At 60.7% G+C, this 18162-nt stretch carries 19 protein-coding genes and 1 pseudogene; 16 read left to right on the top strand and 4 right to left on the bottom strand.

Annotated features, from left to right (window positions below):
- The first annotated feature begins 771 nt into the window (after positions 1 to 771).
- The 9 genes from prfB to AYR47_RS13385 all read left to right on the top strand — a co-directional run bounded on the left by prfB (position 772) and on the right by AYR47_RS13385 (position 8227).
- Positions 772 to 1867, top strand: a protein-coding gene (gene prfB, locus AYR47_RS13345; protein WP_100215725.1) for a peptide chain release factor 2 whose coding sequence is annotated in 2 segments (ribosomal slippage) — positions 772 to 843 and positions 845 to 1867 — 1095 coding nt in all. Because the reading frame shifts where the segments join, the coding sequence is not laid out codon by codon here.
- 32 nt (positions 1868 to 1899) lie between these two features.
- Entirely contained in the window at positions 1900 to 3399 is a 1500-nt protein-coding gene (lysS, locus tag AYR47_RS13350; protein WP_033902829.1) for a lysine--tRNA ligase, read from the top strand.
- Between the two features lie 106 nt (positions 3400 to 3505).
- A complete protein-coding gene (locus AYR47_RS13355) occupies positions 3506 to 4222 on the top strand; it encodes a TetR/AcrR family transcriptional regulator (RefSeq protein WP_016979842.1) in 717 nt (238 codons plus the stop codon).
- A 16-nt stretch (positions 4223 to 4238) separates the two neighbouring features.
- Complete coding sequence (locus AYR47_RS13360) at positions 4239 to 4787, top strand: hypothetical protein (RefSeq protein ID WP_061435515.1); 549 nt, start codon at positions 4239 to 4241, stop codon at positions 4785 to 4787.
- A 21-nt stretch (positions 4788 to 4808) separates the two neighbouring features.
- A complete protein-coding gene (locus AYR47_RS13365; RefSeq protein WP_033902826.1) occupies positions 4809 to 6086 on the top strand; it encodes a flavohemoglobin expression-modulating QEGLA motif protein in 1278 nt (425 codons plus the stop codon).
- A 27-nt stretch (positions 6087 to 6113) separates the two neighbouring features.
- Positions 6114 to 7013, top strand: coding sequence for an alpha/beta hydrolase (locus tag AYR47_RS13370; RefSeq protein ID WP_033902825.1), 900 nt, complete (start codon positions 6114 to 6116; stop codon positions 7011 to 7013).
- Complete coding sequence (locus AYR47_RS13375) at positions 7010 to 7336, top strand: hypothetical protein (RefSeq protein ID WP_017738324.1); 327 nt, start codon at positions 7010 to 7012, stop codon at positions 7334 to 7336. The genes AYR47_RS13370 and AYR47_RS13375 overlap by 4 nt, the downstream gene beginning before the upstream one ends.
- 168 nt (positions 7337 to 7504) lie before the next feature.
- A complete protein-coding gene (locus AYR47_RS13380) occupies positions 7505 to 7846 on the top strand; it encodes a hypothetical protein (protein WP_082461958.1) in 342 nt (113 codons plus the stop codon).
- Positions 7847 to 8032: 186 nt separating this feature from the next.
- The gene (locus AYR47_RS13385; protein ID WP_061435517.1) at positions 8033 to 8227 is read left to right on the top strand and encodes a hypothetical protein; all 195 of its coding nucleotides are present in this window, start codon (positions 8033 to 8035) and stop codon (positions 8225 to 8227) included.
- 29 nt (positions 8228 to 8256) lie between these two features.
- On the opposite strand, the pseudogene AYR47_RS13390 reads toward AYR47_RS13385, so the two are convergent.
- From AYR47_RS13390 to AYR47_RS13400, 3 genes and pseudogenes are all read right to left on the bottom strand, one after another.
- Positions 8257 to 9043, bottom strand: a pseudogene (locus tag AYR47_RS13390) (OmpA family protein).
- 55 nt (positions 9044 to 9098) lie between these two features.
- Complete coding sequence (locus AYR47_RS13395; RefSeq protein WP_033902822.1) at positions 9099 to 9524, bottom strand: DUF4398 domain-containing protein; 426 nt, start codon at positions 9522 to 9524, stop codon at positions 9099 to 9101.
- A 273-nt stretch (positions 9525 to 9797) separates the two neighbouring features.
- Positions 9798 to 10142 (bottom strand): hypothetical protein, encoded by a 345-nt coding sequence (locus AYR47_RS13400; RefSeq protein ID WP_033902821.1) that lies wholly within the window; start codon positions 10140 to 10142, stop codon positions 9798 to 9800.
- A gap of 185 nt (positions 10143 to 10327) precedes the next feature.
- Between AYR47_RS13400 and ppc the strand changes: the two genes are divergently transcribed.
- The 7 genes from ppc to AYR47_RS13435 all read left to right on the top strand — a co-directional run bounded on the left by ppc (position 10328) and on the right by AYR47_RS13435 (position 17527).
- Complete coding sequence (gene ppc / locus AYR47_RS13405; RefSeq protein WP_061435519.1) at positions 10328 to 12955, top strand: phosphoenolpyruvate carboxylase; 2628 nt, start codon at positions 10328 to 10330, stop codon at positions 12953 to 12955.
- A gap of 279 nt (positions 12956 to 13234) precedes the next feature.
- Positions 13235 to 13882, top strand: a complete 648-nt coding sequence (gene adk / locus AYR47_RS13410; protein ID WP_010212617.1) for an adenylate kinase — start codon at positions 13235 to 13237, stop codon at positions 13880 to 13882.
- Positions 13883 to 13972: 90 nt separating this feature from the next.
- On the top strand, positions 13973 to 14659 hold the full coding sequence (gene tsaB, locus AYR47_RS13415; protein ID WP_033902818.1) for a tRNA (adenosine(37)-N6)-threonylcarbamoyltransferase complex dimerization subunit type 1 TsaB: 687 nt from the start codon (positions 13973 to 13975) through the stop codon (positions 14657 to 14659).
- Positions 14660 to 14819: 160 nt separating this feature from the next.
- Positions 14820 to 15110 (top strand): hypothetical protein, encoded by a 291-nt coding sequence (locus AYR47_RS13420; RefSeq protein WP_016979856.1) that lies wholly within the window; start codon positions 14820 to 14822, stop codon positions 15108 to 15110.
- The gene (locus tag AYR47_RS13425; protein WP_061435521.1) at positions 15110 to 15970 is read left to right on the top strand and encodes a DUF72 domain-containing protein; all 861 of its coding nucleotides are present in this window, start codon (positions 15110 to 15112) and stop codon (positions 15968 to 15970) included. Before AYR47_RS13420 ends, AYR47_RS13425 begins: the two co-directional genes overlap by 1 nt.
- Before the next feature lie 27 nt (positions 15971 to 15997).
- The gene (locus AYR47_RS13430; RefSeq protein WP_061435523.1) at positions 15998 to 16825 is read left to right on the top strand and encodes an isocitrate lyase/PEP mutase family protein; all 828 of its coding nucleotides are present in this window, start codon (positions 15998 to 16000) and stop codon (positions 16823 to 16825) included.
- 3 nt (positions 16826 to 16828) lie between these two features.
- Positions 16829 to 17527, top strand: coding sequence for an extensin-like domain-containing protein (locus AYR47_RS13435; protein WP_061435525.1), 699 nt, complete (start codon positions 16829 to 16831; stop codon positions 17525 to 17527).
- A 3-nt stretch (positions 17528 to 17530) separates the two neighbouring features.
- On the opposite strand, the gene AYR47_RS13440 is transcribed toward AYR47_RS13435, so the two are convergent.
- Positions 17531 to 18151 (bottom strand): hypothetical protein, encoded by a 621-nt coding sequence (locus tag AYR47_RS13440; RefSeq protein ID WP_033902814.1) that lies wholly within the window; start codon positions 18149 to 18151, stop codon positions 17531 to 17533.
- Positions 18152 to 18162 lie beyond the last annotated feature (11 nt).

Genomic DNA, 18162 nt, shown 5'->3' on the forward strand with positions numbered 1-18162 from the left:
CCTCGCTTAGGCTCGGTGTGCCCTCACTCCGGCTTGAATCCGTGGGCCGCCGCGATGGGCCATCCTTGGCCCAGCGCGGCTAACCCGGCGTCCTGCCGGGTTACCCACGGATTCAAGCCTGCGTTCGGCCAGCGTGTTTGACGGGGCGCCTAAGATCAAAAGCAGAAGCAAGAGCGTGGCGGCCTTAGAGCCGACCGGTATTGTTTGGTCTAACTCGGTAAAATGTGGGAGCTGGCTTGCCTGCGATGCAGACACCTCTGTACATCAGGCACACCGAGTTGATGCCATCGCAGGCAAGCCAGTTCCCACAGAAAAGCAGATCCAATTCAGCTCTGGCTCTGGCTCCGGCTCTGGCTCTGGCTCTGGCTCTGGCTCTGGCTCTGGCTTTGTTTTTGATTTTGATCTTAAGCGCCCCGTCAAACACGCTGGCCGGAATTCGGCAGGGATTTGGGGGGTAAACCGGCAGGGATGCCGGTTTAGCCGCCCCGCGCCATGGATGGCGCGTGGCGGCGGCCCCCCCAAATCACTGTCGGATTACGGGCACACCGAGCCTAGGCGAGGTGCCGAGTGTTGGGGCAAGAGCGCTTTGGTTACTTTCGCGCTTTTCGAAAGTGACCCGCCGTAAGGGCGGAACCCTAAGTGGCCGTTACCCAAATAACGGATATGCCCCCCCACCAACCCCAACCCTTTTCGCCCAGCGGACTGCCGCTCCCCCCCATTTCCCGTTATACTCGCCGGCTTTCAAAAGTTCGCCAACGAGTGCTGCCCGCCATGGAAATCAACCCGATCCTTAACACCATCAAGGACCTGTCCGAGCGCTCCGAAACTATTCGGGGGTATCTTTGACTACGATCAAAAGCATGAGCGTCTGACCGAAGTCAATCGCGAGCTTGAAGATCCTGCTGTCTGGAACAAACCTGAATACGCCCAGGAACTGGGCCGCGAGCGCGCTGCGCTGGCGCAGATCGTCGATACCCTCGACGAACTGAACACCGGTCTGGCCGATTGCCGTGACCTGCTGGACATGGCCGTCGAAGAAAACGACGAAGGCGCAGTGGGCGATGTCGTCGCCGAGCTGGCCCGTCTCGAGGAAAACCTCGCCAAACTCGAATTCCGCCGCATGTTCAGCCACGAGATGGACCCGAACAACGCTTACCTGGACATCCAGGCCGGTTCCGGTGGCACCGAGGCCCAGGACTGGGCCAACATCCTGCTGCGCATGTACCTGCGCTGGGCAGACAAACGCGGTTTCGAAGCGACCATCATGGAACTGTCCGCCGGTGAAGTTGCCGGTATCAAGGGCGCGACCGTGCACATCAAGGGCGAATACGCCTTTGGCTGGTTGCGCACCGAGATCGGCGTACACCGCCTGGTACGCAAGAGCCCGTTCGACTCCGGCAACCGTCGCCACACTTCGTTCTCTGCGGTGTTCGTCTCGCCAGAGATCGACGACAAGGTCGAGATCGAGATCAACCCGGCCGACCTGCGCATCGACACCTACCGCTCCTCCGGTGCCGGTGGTCAGCACGTAAACACCACCGACTCGGCCGTCCGTATCACCCACGTACCGACCAACACCGTGGTCAGCTGCCAGAACGAACGTTCCCAGCACGCCAACAAAGACACCGCCATGAAAATGCTGCGGGCCAAGTTGTACGAGCAGGAAATGCAGAAACGCAACGCCGCGTCCCAAGCGCTGGAAGACACCAAGTCGGATATCGGCTGGGGTCACCAGATCCGCTCTTATGTGCTCGATGCGTCGCGGATCAAGGATCTGCGCACTAACATCGAACGCAGCGATTGTGACAAGGTGCTCGATGGCGACATCGACGAGTATCTGGAAGCCAGCCTGAAATCAGGCCTGTAACACCCTAATTCTGTGATGGAAAATTTAAAGACATGAGCGACCAACAACTCGACCAGGCCCTGCAACAGGAAGAAAACTCCCTGATCGCCCTGCGCAAGGAAAAGCTTGCTGCCGAGCGCGCCAAGGGCAATGCCTTCCCCAACGACTTCCGCCGCGAAAACTACTGCGATGCCTTGCAGAAGCAATACGCGGACAAGACCAAGGAAGAGCTGGCAGAGGCAGCGATCCCGGTCAAGGTGGCAGGTCGCATCATGCTCAACCGTGGCTCGTTCATGGTGATCCAGGACATGACCGGTCGCATCCAGGTCTACGTCAACCGCAAGACCTTGCCGGAAGAAACCCTGGCCTCGGTGAAAACCTGGGACATGGGCGACATCATCGCCGCCGAAGGCACCCTGGCCCGTTCCGGCAAGGGCGACCTGTATGTGGAAATGACCAGCGTGCGCCTGCTGACCAAGTCGCTGCGCCCGCTGCCGGACAAGCACCACGGCCTGACCGACACCGAACAGCGCTACCGCCAGCGCTACGTTGACCTGATCGTCAACGAAGAAGTGCGCCACACCTTCCGTGTGCGCTCGCAAGTGATCGCGCACATCCGTACCTTCCTGATGCAGCGCGACTTCCTGGAAGTGGAAACCCCGATGCTGCAAACCATCCCCGGTGGTGCCGCAGCCAAGCCGTTCGAAACCCACCACAACGCGCTGGACATGGAAATGTTCCTGCGTATCGCGCCGGAGCTGTACCTCAAGCGTCTGGTTGTTGGCGGCTTCGAAAAAGTGTTCGAGATCAACCGCAACTTCCGTAACGAAGGCGTTTCGACCCGTCACAACCCAGAATTCACCATGTTGGAGTTCTACCAGGCCTACGCCGACTACGAAGACAACATGGACCTGACCGAAGAACTGTTCCGCGAGCTGGCGCAGCTGGTCCTGGGCAGCACCGACGTGCCGTACGGCGACAAGGTGTTCCACTTCGGCGAGCCGTTCGTGCGTCTGTCGGTGTTCGATTCGATCCTCAAGTACAACCCTGAGTTGACTGCTGACGACCTGAACGACATCGACAAGGCCCGCGCCATCGCCAAAAAAGCCGGCGCCAAGGTGCTGGGCTTCGAAGGCCTGGGCAAACTGCAGGTGATGATTTTCGAAGAGCTGGTCGAGCATAAGCTGGAGCAGCCGCACTTCATTACCCAGTACCCATTCGAAGTGTCGCCGCTGGCCCGTCGTAACGACGACAACCCGAACGTCACCGACCGCTTCGAGCTGTTCATCGGCGGCCGCGAAATCGCCAACGCCTACTCCGAGTTGAACGACGCGGAAGACCAGGCCGAGCGCTTCATGGCCCAGGTGGCCGACAAGGACGCCGGTGACGACGAAGCCATGCACTACGACGCTGACTTCGTCCGTGCCCTGGAGTACGGCATGCCGCCAACGGCCGGTGAAGGCATCGGCATCGACCGTTTGGTGATGCTGTTGACCAACTCGCCGTCGATCCGCGACGTGATCTTGTTCCCGCACATGCGGCCACAAGCGTAACCGAAGCGAAATCCGAAGCCGCCTTTTATAAGGCGGCTTTTTTATGTGGCGTCTTTAAGCGTCAAGCAAACAGCGCCAGGTTTTGATCTATTCAAGGATGTGTGTCGTGAACCGCGTAACCGCTCAAGAAGGCGCCGCCGGCATTGCCGCTGCCGTGGCTGAAAGCGTCCAGTACCAGGGCCGCAAGGCCAGTCGTCGGGGTAGCGAGCAGCGCAGGCAAGACATCCTCGATGCAGCCATGCGCATTGTAGTGCGCGATGGTGTACGGGCCGTTCGTCATCGGGCAGTGGCGGCGGAGGCGGGGGTGCCGTTGTCGGCCACTACCTACTATTTCAAGGATATCGATGACCTGCTCACCGATACCTTCGCCCAATACGTCGAACGCAGCGCCGCGTTCATGGGCAAGTTGTGGGTGCGCAACGAGGGCCTGCTGCGCGAGATGGTCGCCTATGGCGATGGCAGCCCACAATCACGCTCGCAACTGGCTGATGACATTGCGCGCCTGACCGCCGACTACGTCTTGCGCCAACTGACCAACCGGCGTGAGCACCTGATGGCCGAGCAGGCGTTCCGCCAGGAGGCCTTGCTCAACCCGCGTTTGGCCGAGTTGGTACGCTCCCACCAGCAGATTCTGTTGCAGGGCACCGGGCAGTTTTTCCAGGTGCTGGGCTCCCGCGAGCCACAACAGGATGCCAAAGTGTTGACGGCGATAATCAGTCGGATGGAATATCAGGGCCTGCTGGGCGGCGCAGAGCCTCTGACCGGTGAAGAGATGCTTGAGATCCTCAAGCGTTACATGCATTTGGTGTTGGCCTCGGTCTGACACCGGGGGATGTCCAATGAAAACCTGGCGTGTGGTAGTAATCGCCTTGTCGTTCCTGCTACTGAGTGGTTGCCTGGTGACCTTCAAGGACCCGCTGCCGGCCCGTGACGCCGCACCGCAGGCCTTGCTGGGTCAATGGTCGAGCAAAAACGCCTGGGGTGAGCCGCTCAACCTGCACATCACCGCCGTGGGTGAGCACCGTTACAAAGCCGTGAGCTACCCTACAGCCAAGCCGGGCCAGCGTGATGAGTACCTGTTCAGCGTTTCGCGCCATGGTAGCCGCTGGTATTTGTCGGCGCCGCTGCCGGCCAAGCTCGGCGGGAACTTCATTCTGGCGGGCTTCGAAATCAACGAAAAGCATGAATTGGTGGTCTACAACCTCGATCTGGAGCAGATCCATCAAGCCATCGGCCAAAAGGCGTTGCACGGCAGTACCGTGGAGACCGTCGAAGGGGCTGGCGTGTTGGTGGACAGCCCCTTGGACCAGGTGTTTGCCTACCTGGATGATCCGGCTAACGCCGATGTATTCGTGGAAGCCGTGCGCTACCAGCGCGCGGGCAAATAACGTTTAAAGAGGAAGCACCGGGTGGACGATTACCAGCAGACGATACGCACCTTGTCTGATCGCATTGTGCTGGCGCAAACACCGATTCGCGTCCTCGACGCCGTGAAGTGGGACGACACTATTCGCCAGGGGTTCCTCAAGGCCAAGGGCAAGGAAATGCCGGCGGTGAGCCGCGACTACTACCTCAACCGGCCGCTGTCGTTCGACTCCAGCGCGGTGAAGCTGGAGTTCCAGAACATCGAGCGCGATATCACCCGTCGCCTCGGGCAGTTCAGCCCGGTCGGGCAGATCATGCGCCGCATGTGCAAGGAATACCGCATGGTGGTGCGCATGCTTGAAGCACGCGGCACCGAGGATTTCGGCCTGATTTCCCAGGAACTCTATGGTGCGGCCTCCGATGCGTTCCACGCGGGCGACCCGACCCTGGCTGACTTGGGCCTGATGCTTTCGGACTACCTGAACAACATCGACGGTCGTGGCGACTTGAAGGACGAGGCCAAGACCCTCACCGCCAAGGACGCCGTGGCCCTGCTGCAAACCCGCTTGAACAAAGTGTTTGGCGAGGCCGAAGAGACCATTCGCGTGTTCGAGTCCGACGGTATCGTCGCCGACGCGGCGGCGGGTGCCGACTATATCAAGATCCGCGCCGACGCGATGTTCAACGACCGCGACGTACGCGCCCTGGAAGTGCATGAAGGCCTGGTGCATGTCGGCACCACCCTCAATGGCCAGAACCAGCCGATCTGCACCTTCCTGTCAAAAGGCCCGCCATCGTCCACCGTGACCCAGGAAGGCCTGGCGATCCTGATGGAAATCATCACCTTCGCTTCCTACCCGAGCCGCCTGCGCAAGCTGACCAACCGCACCCGGGCCATCCATATGGTGGAAGAGGGCGCCGACTTCCTGCAGGTGTTCGAGTTCTTCCGCGAACAAGGCTTTGAGATGGCCGAAAGCTACGGCAACGCCAGTCGCGTTTTCCGGGGCTCGGTGCCGACCGGTCTGCCGTTTACCAAGGACTTGTCCTACCTCAAGGGCTTCATCATGGTCTACAACTACATCCAGCTCGCCGTGCGCAAGGGCAAGCTGGAACAAGTGCCGCTGCTGTTCTGCGGCAAGACCACCCTGGAAGACATGCGCACCTTGCGCCAACTGGTCGACGAAGGCCTGGTGGTACCGCCCAAGTACCTGCCGGAACAATTCCGTGACATGAACGCACTGGCGGCGTGGATGTGCTTCTCCAACTTCCTCAATCACTTGAGCCTGGATCGGATCGAGGCGGATTACTCCAATATCCTTTAAACCGTGGTATTCGCGAGGCTTCAACGGATGAGAATCCTCGGCATTCTGTGCCTGCTACTCACATTGAACGGCTGCAGCTCGCTGCTGTTCTACCCCGAGCCCGGCCTGCCGTTCACGCCGGAAAAAGCCCACCTGCACTACCGCGACGTTAGCTTGACCACCGCCGACGGCGTGAAGCTCCATGCCTGGTGGTTGCCGGCCAAGCCCGGTGTGCCGCTCAAGGGCACGGTGCTGCATTTGCATGGCAACGGCGGCAACCTGGCCTGGCACCTGGGCGGCAGTTGGTGGCTGCCCGAGCAAGGCTACCAAGTGCTGTTGCTGGACTATCGCGGTTATGGCTTGTCGCAAGGCAAACCCTCGCTGCCCGCGATCTATCAGGACGTGGACGCGGCGTTCAGTTGGATCGACCAGGCGCCGCAAACCCAGGGCCAGCCGCTGATTATTCTCGGCCAAAGCCTGGGCGGGGCGTTGGCGGTGCACTACCTGGCCGCCCATCCGGAGCGCCAATCCCAGCTCAAGGCCCTGGTGTTGGACGGCGTCCCCGCCAGTTATCGTGACGTAGGACAATTCGCCCTGAGCACTTCCTGGTTAACATGGCCGTTTCAGGTGCCCCTGTCCTGGCTGGTGCCGGACGGCGACAGTGCAATCTATGCCATGCCCCAACTCACAGGCGTGCCGAAGCTGTTGTTCCACAGCCTGGACGACCCGATCGTGCCGGTGGCCAATGGCATCCGCCTCTACCAGGCCGCGCCACCACCCCGGGTGCTGCAGTTGACCCGGGGCGGACATGTGCAGACCTTTGCCGACAAGACCTGGCAAACGGTGATGCTGCGCTACCTGGACGACCCGCAGCACTTCAACGGCTTGCGCCGCCTGGGCGAGATTCCGAACTTTCCTAAAGTTGATTCATCAGAGAGCCCGCAATGAGCGAAGAACGCAACATGATCCCGCTGATCCTTACCGGTATCGGCACCATCATCGGCACCGTTGGCTGCCTGTGGTTCTACGGTTACCTGCACTTTGCCAAGCCGGAAGATGCCTTGCTGCTCAGCGATTTCACCATGCTCAAGACGGTGCCGGGCGAGGACTACAAGATCTCCCTGACCCCGGCCGCGCAAGTGGCGCAGTGCGTGGATGGCGTGCTGGTGATGTTCGACACCGAGCAGAAAGGCCTCAGCGGCGTGTTGGTGAACAACAAGAAGCAGGCTGTGCGATGCATGGGGCAGGAAACCCCGCAATTGCAGCAGTGAAGGCGGTTTTTGCCGGTGTGGGAAAGCTCCGTTTTGCGTGCCGACTAATGATTTAACACTGATAAGCCGCTCGGCACGCCGGAACCCGCCTGCCGTGCTCACCACAGATCATGGACTGATTGGATTTACCAATCGGTCCATTTTTTCATGACGCTGGAGTGAGCAAATATGGCGGGTATAAACGCAATGCCGGGTGTAGGCAGCATGGGCGGTGGTGGACAGGTTGCCGGTGGCCCTCAACAGAACCAGGGGCTGGATCAGCAGATCAAGGACGTTCAAAGCAAAATCAAAGAGATGCAGTCACAAGGTGCTAAAGGCGGCCAGGGCAGCGAGGGCGGAGGTGGCCTCGACGAACTGATGAAACTGTTGGAGAAACTGCTCGCCCAAAAAGCTCAAGGTGGGCAGGGTGCGCAAGGCGATCAAGGCGCGCAGGATGGCCAAGGTGGCGGCCAGGGTCAGGGCCAGATCCAAATGCCGGAGACCCAAGGCACAGGCAAGGTCGGCGGTTAAACGCCACCTCTCGAAAACCGCCCTTTCAGGGCGGTTTTTGCGTGCTCAATCCGCTATTCAGCCTGTAACGACGTGAGTGGCGTACTACAGGGTGTCGCACGTCATGCAGATGAAATGGAAATGTCTGGAACCGGTTCGACTTTAATGCCACATAAAAAGTGGCTACCTACATAGATTGGGTCGAGGATGAAAATACATATTCCTGTATTGGAAAACATGTTGGCCATGGCAAGGCAGCATGTGGCGCTGGAACAGGAAGCCGCTCGCAGGTACAAGCGCGATCAAGGCAGGGACGAGCATGCGAGCGCGAAGATTGAAATGCCAGCCGAGGACACGAATCGCACTATCCAGTTTGACGAGCCGAAAAAAAACCCACCGTGAGGTGGGTTTTCTTATCCAACGCCAATCAATCAGTTGGCAACGGAAGACCGTGGCTTGACGGGCTGGTTGTCGTTGGAGATGGTCACTTCAACGCGGCGGTTCATGGCACGGCCCGAGACGCTGCCGTTGTCGGCAACCGGGTATTCCTTGCCGTAACCCTGGGTCACGATGCGCGAGATATCCACGCCTTGTTGAGCCAGTGCGCGTTGTACCGAAGCGGCACGACGCTCGGACAGGCTTTGGTTGTACGAATCGGAACCGGTGCTGTCGGTGTAGCCTTCGACGATCACTTTACGGTCCGGGTTATCGCGCAGGAACTGAGCCAGCTTGGTGATGTTCACGAGGCCGCTGGATTTCAGGTCGGACTTGTTGGTGGCGAACAGCACGTCACCAAAGGTGACCAGCGTGCCGCGATCGGTCTGCTTGGCGTTCAGGCTGTCCTGCAGTTGCTTGATCTGCGCATCGCGGGCATCCAGCAACGCACGGGCACGTTCGTCGCCGGCGTTTTTCAGCTTGGCTTCGGATTCACGTAGCACGATGGTGTCTTTGGCGACTTCAACGCGCTGGTTGGTCAGGTAGGGCCAGTTGGTCGACTTTCTTCTGGTCTTCCTTGTCGCGGTAGGCCTTGTCAGCCTTGTCCAGCCATTCGCTGGCGTCCTTGGTTTCCAGGGCCGCGAGCTTGGTGGCTTGCGGGTTGGTCTGCAGGGAGGAGAAGTTGGTCCGCGCGTTTTCCAGGTTCGCGTTTGGCGGGGTGGAGCAGGCCGCCAGTGCAACGCTCATCGCCAGCAGGGCAGGGATCATCAATTGTTTACGCATAGTCGTGTCGTCCTTTCAATTCTTTATCGGGTGCGATTGGGTCACAGGAAGCGTCTTACTTCTGCTGGATAGCAGCTGGACGCATGCCTTCCTTACGCAACTCATCAACAGCCTTTTGGGAATCCTTCACAGCCTGTTCAGCCTTGGCGGCCTGGGCCTTGCGCTCTGCGACGCGGGCGTCCCACTCGGCTTGTTCAGCCAGGCGGCGGGCTTCGTCGTAGTTCTTGTCGTGCATGGCAATCTCGGCTTGCTTGAGCTTGTCCTGGGCCGACTTCATTTCCACCGCAGCGTACTCAGTACCGCCAGCGCTGACAGCGCTGTTTACCGCGGACTGGGTGACGGCGTACTGCTCGGTCGGAGGATTGCCGGCGCAGCCCGCCAGAACGAAGCTGGTGCCGATTGCCAGCGCGGCCAATTTGAGCCCGCGCAGGTGGTTAAACGAGGATTTGGCAGTGCTGGTCTTCATCGTCTTCAACTCCATTGGATAACTCCTGAAAAACATCAAAATCCATGTCACTGGTCTGCGGCGGCGGGCTTGGCACTGATGCGCAAATTGCCCTTTAAAACGACCGTTCCAAGTGATGGCTTACTGGCTGTGACCGGAGGCTTTTTTCAAAAGTTCAGAGAAGATGGCGATTTGCCTAAAAAAATATCTGACTGGTTGGTCAGCGTAAAAAGTTGGAACTTCTGCGTTGCGCAGCGGTACGCCGGGCCCTTTAGGAGCCCGGAATACAAGGGATTTTGTGGGGTTGAGTCAGTGTTTCTGTTCGTCGCTGCTCGCTGACAGATCATGCAGATAACGGCGCGACAGTGTCAGAAAACGTGGGGTAGGGCCGACGTCTTCGTACAGGGGGTCGCCTTCTTCATCGGTGGCAATGACGTGCTGGCCCTTGATGTAGGGGAAGCTGGCTTCCAGCTCTTCAAGCGCTGCGCCGATCAACTCACCGAGCAATTCTTCGGGGTGGCGCTTGGGGTACATCTCGGTAATGGCCGCCAGCCGCGCGGCGGACTCCATATCCAGGTGGATGGCGTACTCGGTCTTGGTCAAGCGACCCTTGGCGTTCTCTTCCCAATGCTGGGCCAGTTCTCGAATTTTCATGGCAACCTCAATGAAGCCCGCTTTTAGCAGGCGGTGATGAGTGTCCAGTCGCCTGCGCGGATAAACGCGACGACTTATCCTTGAGACTAGCTGCAACTCACAAGGTTTAAAGTCTTGTCATAAATCGAGGCTGGCGGCACTCTGGCAAACCTGCGCGTCCCGGATTTCTGGCTGGAGATTGGCTGATGAGTGATATCGATGCACGCTTGCGTGAGGATGTTCACCTGCTGGGTGAGCTATTGGGCAACACCATTCGAGAGCAGTATGGCGATGATTTCCTCGACAAGATCGAGCAGATCCGCAAAGGCGCCAAGGCTGACCGGCGCGGTGCCGGCGATGAACTGAGCACCAGCCTCAACCAGTTGCAGGAAAACGAACTGTTGCCGGTGGCCCGTGCCTTCAACCAGTTCCTCAACCTGGCCAACATTGCCGAGCAGTACCAATTGATCCACCGGCGTGATGAGTCGCAGCCGGCACCGTTCGAGTCCCGCGTCTTACCTGAATTGCTGGCGCGGCTGCAAAGCGAAGGCCATAGCAACGAATCCCTGGCCCGTCAGTTGGGGCGCCTGGAGATCGAACTGGTCCTCACCGCCCACCCTACCGAAGTGGCGCGCCGCACCCTGATCCAGAAATACGATGCAATCGCCGCGCAACTGGCGGCCCAGGATCACCGCGACCTCACCACGGCTGAGCGCGAGCAGATCCGCCAGCGCCTGCAACGTTTGATCGCCGAAGCCTGGCACACCGAAGAAATCCGCCGCACCCGACCCACGCCCGTGGACGAAGCCAAGTGGGGCTTTGCAGTGATCGAGCACTCGCTGTGGCACGCGATCCCCAACTATTTGCGCAAGGCTGACCAGGCGCTGCACGCCGCCACCGGTTTGCGCTTGCCCCTGGAGGCGGCGCCGATCCGCTTTGCGTCGTGGATGGGCGGCGACCGTGACGGCAACCCGAATGTCACAGCCCCGGTCACCCGCGAAGTGCTGCTGCTGGCGCGCTGGATGGCCGCCGACCTGTACTTGCGCGATATCGATCACCTGGCCTCTGAGCTGTCGATGCAGCAAGCCAGCCCGGCGTTGCAGGACAAGGTCGGTGATAGCGTCGAGCCTTATCGCGCCTTGCTCAAGCAACTGCGCGAACGCCTGCGCGCTACACGGCAATGGGCACATACCGCGTTGAGCAGTAGCACCCCGGCGCCGGCCGAGGTATTGCAGAAAAACCGCGACCTGTTGGAGCCGCTGGAGCTGTGCTACCAGTCGCTGCACGAATGCGGCATGGGCGTGATCGCCGATGGCCCGTTGCTCGACTGCCTGCGCCGTGCGGTGACCTTCGGTCTGTTCCTGGTGCGCTTGGATGTGCGTCAGGATTCCAGCCGTCATTCGGCCGCCATGACCGAAATCACCGACTACCTCGGGCTGGGTCGTTACGAGGACTGGAACGAAGAGATGCGCATCAGCTTCCTGATGAAGGAGCTGGCCAACCGTCGACCGCTGCTGCCGGGCTATTTCAAACCGTCAGCGGACACTGCCGAGGTGCTCAACACCTGTAAGGAAGTCGCCGCCGCACCGGCTGCATCCTTGGGTTCGTATGTCATTTCCATGGCCGGTGCTGCGTCGGACGTTTTGGCGGTGCAACTGCTGCTTAAAGAGTCGGGCGTGCAGCGGCCGATGCGCGTAGTGCCGCTGTTCGAAACCCTCGCCGACCTGGATAACGCCGGCCCGGTGATCGAGCAACTGTTGCTGTTGCCCGGCTATCGTGCGCGTTTGCAGGGCCCGCAGGAAGTGATGATCGGCTACTCGGACTCGGCCAAGGACGCCGGCACCACCGCCGCCGCGTGGGCGCAGTACCGGGCGCAGGAGCGTCTGGTGGATATCTGCCGCGAGCAACAGGTGGAGTTGCTGTTGTTCCATGGTCGCGGCGGCACCGTCGGCCGTGGCGGCGGCCCGGCTCACGCGGCAATCCTGTCGCAGCCACCGGGTTCGGTGGCGGGGCGGTTTCGCACCACCGAACAAGGCGAGATGATCCGCTTCAAGTTCGGCCTGCCGGATATCGCTGAGCAGAACCTCAACCTTTATCTGGCTGCTGTGTTGGAGGCGACGCTGCTGCCACCGCCGCCGCCGGAGCCGGCCTGGCGCCATTTGATGGATGAATTGGCGGCAGATGGTGTCAGCGCTTACCGCGCCGTGGTGCGGGAAAATCCGCAGTTCGTCGAGTATTTCCGCCAATCCACGCCGGAACAGGAACTGGGTCGCTTGCCCTTGGGCAGTCGCCCGGCCAAGCGTCGTGCGGGCGGGATTGAAAGCCTGCGCGCGATCCCGTGGATCTTCGGCTGGACCCAGACCCGCCTGATGCTCCCGGCCTGGCTCGGCTGGGAAGCGGCATTGAGCAAGGCCCTGGAGCGCGGCGAAGGCGAGTTGCTGGGACAGATGCGTGAACAGTGGCCATTTTTCCGCACCCGTATCGATATGCTGGAAATGGTGCTGGCCAAGGCGGATGCCGATATCGCCCGCCTGTATGACGAGCGGCTGGTGCAGCCGGACCTGCTGCCATTGGGTGCGCATCTGCGCGACCTATTGTCGCAGGCGTGCAGCGTGGTGCTTGGCCTGACCGGCCAGTCGCAACTGCTGGCCCATAGCCCGGACACCCTGGAGTTCATCCGCCTGCGCAACACCTACCTCGACCCCCTGCACTTGCTGCAGGCCGAGTTGCTGGCGCGTTCACGCCAGCAGGAAGCGGCGCAGGATAGCCCTCTGGAACAGGCGCTGCTGGTCTCCGTGGCGGGTATTGCTGCGGGTTTGCGTAACACCGGTTAAGGTTTTTTGCGTGTTCTCAATGGCTTGCAGATAAACCGCAGCGGCTGCCCTGAAAAGGGCAGTCGGCATTTATGGGGCCGGGTTGCACTCAGGCACACCCTACCTATGACGCATGCCCTGCGCGGGTTCCTGCGACTTTTGGCGGCTTGTGTGGTTAAGACCTGCTGTGTATCTTGATCAGCCTTTGGCCGTTTGGGCGGCCCGAATTCTATTTTTACGCGATTGGCCCCACGCGGCGAATCCGAGCACCATCTCTATAAAAAATTGAGGAGCACATCAATGCGCGTCATTCTGCTGGGAGCTCCCGGGGCCGGTAAAGGTACTCAGGCAAAGTTCATCACTGAAAAATTCGGCATTCCACAAATCTCCACTGGCGACATGCTGCGTGCGGCGGTCAAGGCCGGCACCGAGCTGGGCCTGATCGCCAAGAGCGTGATGGACAGCGGTGGCCTGGTTTCCGATGACTTGATCATCAACCTGGTCAAGGAACGCATCAGCCAGGAAGACTGCAAGAACGGTTTCCTGTTCGACGGCTTCCCACGCACTATTCCCCAGGCTGAAGCCCTGGTGAAAGCCGGCGTTGAGCTGGATGCGGTGGTTGAAATCGCGGTGGAAGATGAAGAGATCGTCCAGCGCATTGCCGGTCGTCGCGTTCACGAAGCCTCGGGCCGCGTGTACCACACCGTCTACAACCCACCAAAAGTGGAAGGCAAGGACGATGTGACCGGCGAAGACCTGGTACAGCGTAAAGACGACACTGAAGAAACCGTGCGTCATCGCCTGTCGGTCTATCATTCCCAGACCAAGCCGCTGGTGGACTTCTACCAGAAGCTGTCCGCTGCCCAGGGCAAGCCTAAGTACAGCCATATTCCTGGCGTCGGCTCGGTTGAAGCGATCACGGCCAAAGTGCTGCAAGCACTGAGCTGATCGCTCCACCGGCTTCACGGATAACGGCCCGCTTGCGGGCCGTTGTTGTTTATACTGGCGCACTTTTTTTCGACTTGGACACCCACACCGATGAGTACCCTGCTGGCCCTGGACACCGCGACTGAAGCTTGCTCCGTTGCCCTGCTGCACGATGGCAAGGTGACGAGCCACTACGAGGTGATCCCGCGTCTGCACGCGCAGAAGCTGTTGCCAATGATCAAGCAACTGTTGGAAGACGCCGGCACTACGCTGGCTGCGGTGGATGCCATCGCCTTCGGCCGTGGTCCGGGTGCGTTTACCGGCGTGCGTATTGCCATCGGTGTGGTGCAGGGCCTGGCGTTTGCGCTGGAACGCCCGGTATTGCCGGTGTCCAACCTGGCCGTACTGGCCCAGCGCGCCTTGCGTGAACATGGCGTTCATCAGGTTGCGGCGGCTATCGACGCACGCATGGATGAGGTGTACTGGGGCTGTTACCGCGAAACGGCAGGCGAGATGCGCCTGGTGGGTGTAGAAGCCGTGCAGCCGCCTGAGTCGTCCGTATTGCCGGGTGATGCCAGTGGTGACTGGTTCGGTGCTGGCACCGGTTGGGGTTACGGCGAGCGCATCGCGGTGCCTTTGATTGGCCAGGACGCTGCGATGTTGCCGCATGCTGAAGATTTGCTGGCCCTCGCGCGTTTTGCATTTGATCGCGGAGAGGCAATTCCAGCGGACCAGGCGGCTCCGGTTTATCTACGCGATAAGGTGGCGCAGACAAAGGCTGAACGCGGGATTATTTGACGTCAAAAATGATGGCAATTTGGGGCTAAATTCACCAATCGTCAGAATTTGGCCCCGGTTTTAAACCTTTTTCAAATTATGTGTTCTAGTTATCACCAGAGCATTTGCGCACCACGGATGATGCTGCCAAAATGCCATTACTGATAGCGAGTTCGCGCCCATGCGTATTGATGGCTTTTCCTCACAGTCTTACCCAATCAAGCGCAAGCCGCGTAAGGCAAACGTCACGGTAGACGAGTCTGTCGAGGATTCGCCGGACTTCATCGAGGTCCAGTCCGACGCCCAAGCCAACGCTCAAGCCCGTATCAGCGGTCTTCCCGCCCGTCAGCAAGACATGGTCTTCCCGCGCTCCATGAGCAAAAGCGTCGCCACCGCCCTGGCCAGCTACCTGACCACCGCCGGTTTTGTCGAATGGGATATGGAAGTGCTGGGCCTCGATATCCACATCTGATGCGCCTGCCTTACTACCTCGGTTGCCCGTCCTGGAGTGAAAACGCCTGGCGCGAATACCTGTACCCCGCCGATGCCCGTTCCAGCGACTACCTCGCGCTCTACTCCCAGGTCTTCAACGCCGTTGAAGGCAACACCACGTTCTATGCACGACCCTCGGCCGCCACGGTGCAACGCTGGGCTGAAATCATGCCCGACGATTTCCGTTTCACGGCCAAGTTTCCCGGTGATATCAGCCACAGCGGCAACCTGATTGAGCAGCTACCGGCTGCGGAAAGCTTTGTGGGTTTGATGAGCCCTCTGGGTGAACGGGTCTCGCCGCTGTGGTTGCAGCTGCCCGCGACGTTCACACCGCAGCGTCTGGGGGAGTTGGCAGGCTTCGTTGATGGCCTTGAGCGGCCCATGGCGGTGGAAGTGCGTCATTCGGAATTCTTCGCCAAAGGCGATGCCGAGCGCATGCTTAACCGCTTGTTACGGGACCGGGGTGTGGAGCGCATCTGCCTGGACCCGCGTGCGTTGTTCAGTTGCACGTCTACATCAGCCGCCGTGCTGCACGCCCAATCGAAAAAGCCCAAGGTGCCGCCACGGCCGGCGGCACTGACGCAATTTCCCCAAGTGCGTTTTATCGGTCATCCCGAATTGGAAGCCAACGACCCGTTCCTGATGCCGTGGGTGGAAAAAGTCGCCGGGTGGATCGAAGAAGGCCGCACCCCCTACGTGTTCCTGCACACCTCGGATAATCGCCTCGCCGCACAACTGGCCCTGCGTTTCCACGACCAGCTGACGTTGCGCCTGCCGGGTCTGCCGCCGCTGCCGACCTTGGATCGTGCTCCCGCCGTGGAGCAACTGGGGTTACTCTAGGGCTCCTTTTCCCGCCAGGAGCCAGACATGGATGCCCAAACCCTTCGCGCCGAAACCTTCAAGGTCTTGCACGAGCGTGACCGCGCGTTCGTGATGCCCAACCCGTGGGATGCAGGCTCCGCCGTGATGCTGGCCAGCCTGGGGTTTGAAGCCCTCGCCACCACCAGTGCGGGCTACGCGTTCAGCCTGGCGCGCCCGGATGCGGAAGGTGCGTTGTCCTTGGACGACACCTTGATCAACGCCCGCATGATTGCCCAGGCCACGGCGTTGCCGGTAGCGGCTGACCTGGAGAACGGCTTCAGCGACACCCCCGAAGGCTGCGCCCAGACCATCCTGCGTGCCGCCGCCACCGGCATTGTCGGCGGCTCCATTGAAGACGCCACGGGCATTGCCGCCGATCCGATCTATCCTTTCGACCTGTCCGTCGAGCGCGTCGAAGCTGCGGTGGCCGCCGCGCGCAGCCTGCCATTCCCGTTCACCTTGACGGCCCGTGCGGAAAACCTCCTGCATGGTCGCCTGGATTTGCCTGACACTATCCGCCGCCTGCAAGCCTACGCCGAAGCCGGTGCCGACGTGCTGTACGCGCCGGCGCTGCGCAGTGCCGAAGAAGTGCTGGCGGTGGTCAAGGCGGTGGCGCCCAAGCCGGTGAACGTGTTGATGTCCGGCGGCTTGAACCTCAGTGTCGCGCAGCTCAGCGCGATGGGCGTGCGGCGGATCAGCGTCGGCTCGGCCCTGGCGTTGGCGGCCTATGGCGAGTTCTATCGTGCCGCCCAGGAAGTGTACGAACTGGGCACGTTCACCTTTACCGAGCGCAAGATGCCCTTCAGTCAGGCCAACGAGTTCTTCAAGGGCTAAGGGATGCGCTTTTTCAAAGTGATGGGCGTGCTGCTGATCCTGGCGGGCGGTTTTGCCGTTGGCGTCTGGCGTGGCTGGGTGCCTCTGCCGGCTGATTGGAATCCTTGGGCGCCGCTGGATGTGCGCGCCAGCCCGAACTTGTTGACCCGCTACAAGCTGGGGCGCCTACAGGATGACCCTGCGTTGTGCGACCAAGTGCTGGAAACCTCGGGCCTGCGCGTCAGTCATCAAGCCGATACACCCGCCGATGCCGCGTGTCCGCTGCGCAATACCTTGCGCGTTCAGGGGGCCGCGGTTGGGCTGAGCAGCAGTTTTCTCGCCAGTTGCCCGCTGGCGGTGGCGTTCGCCCTGTTCGAGCGCCACAGCCTGCAGCCGGCGGCCCAGGCTGTGTTCGGCCAGGCGGTGACGCGGGTCGATCATCTGGGCAGCTTTGCCTGCCGCAATATGTATAACCGCGCCGAAGGGCGACTCAGCCAGCATGCGTCCGCCAATGCCCTGGACATCGCCGGTTTTCGCCTGGCGGACGGGCGCAGTATCAGCTTGCTCAAGGATTGGCCGGGGGAGGGCGACAAGGCGCGCTTCCTGCGTCAGGTCCGCGACAGTGCCTGCGATGATTTCAACGTGGTGTTGAGCCCGGACTACAACGCCGCGCACCGCAACCATTTCCATCTGGATATGGGGCGTTGGTGGGTGTGTCGCTGAGTGTCAGGCGGCCAGGCGCAGGTTCTGGGTGACCAGCGGGCGCGCCCAGTAGTAGTCGAAGTCGAGCGCCTTTTGCTGAGCGACCAGCTCTTCAGTCGGGTACGGCGTGGCAGCCGGCGGCAGCAGGTCCAGTTCGAATTCGGCGATGGGCAGGTGCAGTGGGCGTGGCTCCGGCGCCGGACCTGGCTCTGGCAGCGGTTCGCCAGCGGTGAGCACAATCGGGCGCACCCAACCGCTTTCGAAGTTCTGCTGGCGTTGCTGGGCGACGATTTCTTCTTGCGGGAACGGCGTGGCAGCCGGTGGCAGCAGCTCGGTTTCGAACTCGGCGATCGGCAGGAACAGCGGTTCTGGTGGGGCAATTTCGGTGTCTTTCACGTCGCACTCACGCTGGGTGAGGATCTGCGACAACAGGTCGGCGCCGGCGCTGGGTTCTACCGCTGGGTCCGCCGGTGCCGGCGCCTGCACTGCCAGCGCGTCCGGCGTATCGCCGAGCTGTTCGGCCAACGCGCGGGCGAAGAAGTCCTGCCACACATGACTCACCCCGGCCAGCGCTTGGGTATTGCGCAGGCCGTAGTGGTTGTGGGTCGGCAGTACACCGATGGTTAGGGGAAGAATGTCTGACATTTTTCTCGGTC

The sequence above is a fragment of the Pseudomonas azotoformans genome (assembly GCF_001579805.1).
Classification (GTDB): domain Bacteria; phylum Pseudomonadota; class Gammaproteobacteria; order Pseudomonadales; family Pseudomonadaceae; genus Aquipseudomonas; species Aquipseudomonas azotoformans_A.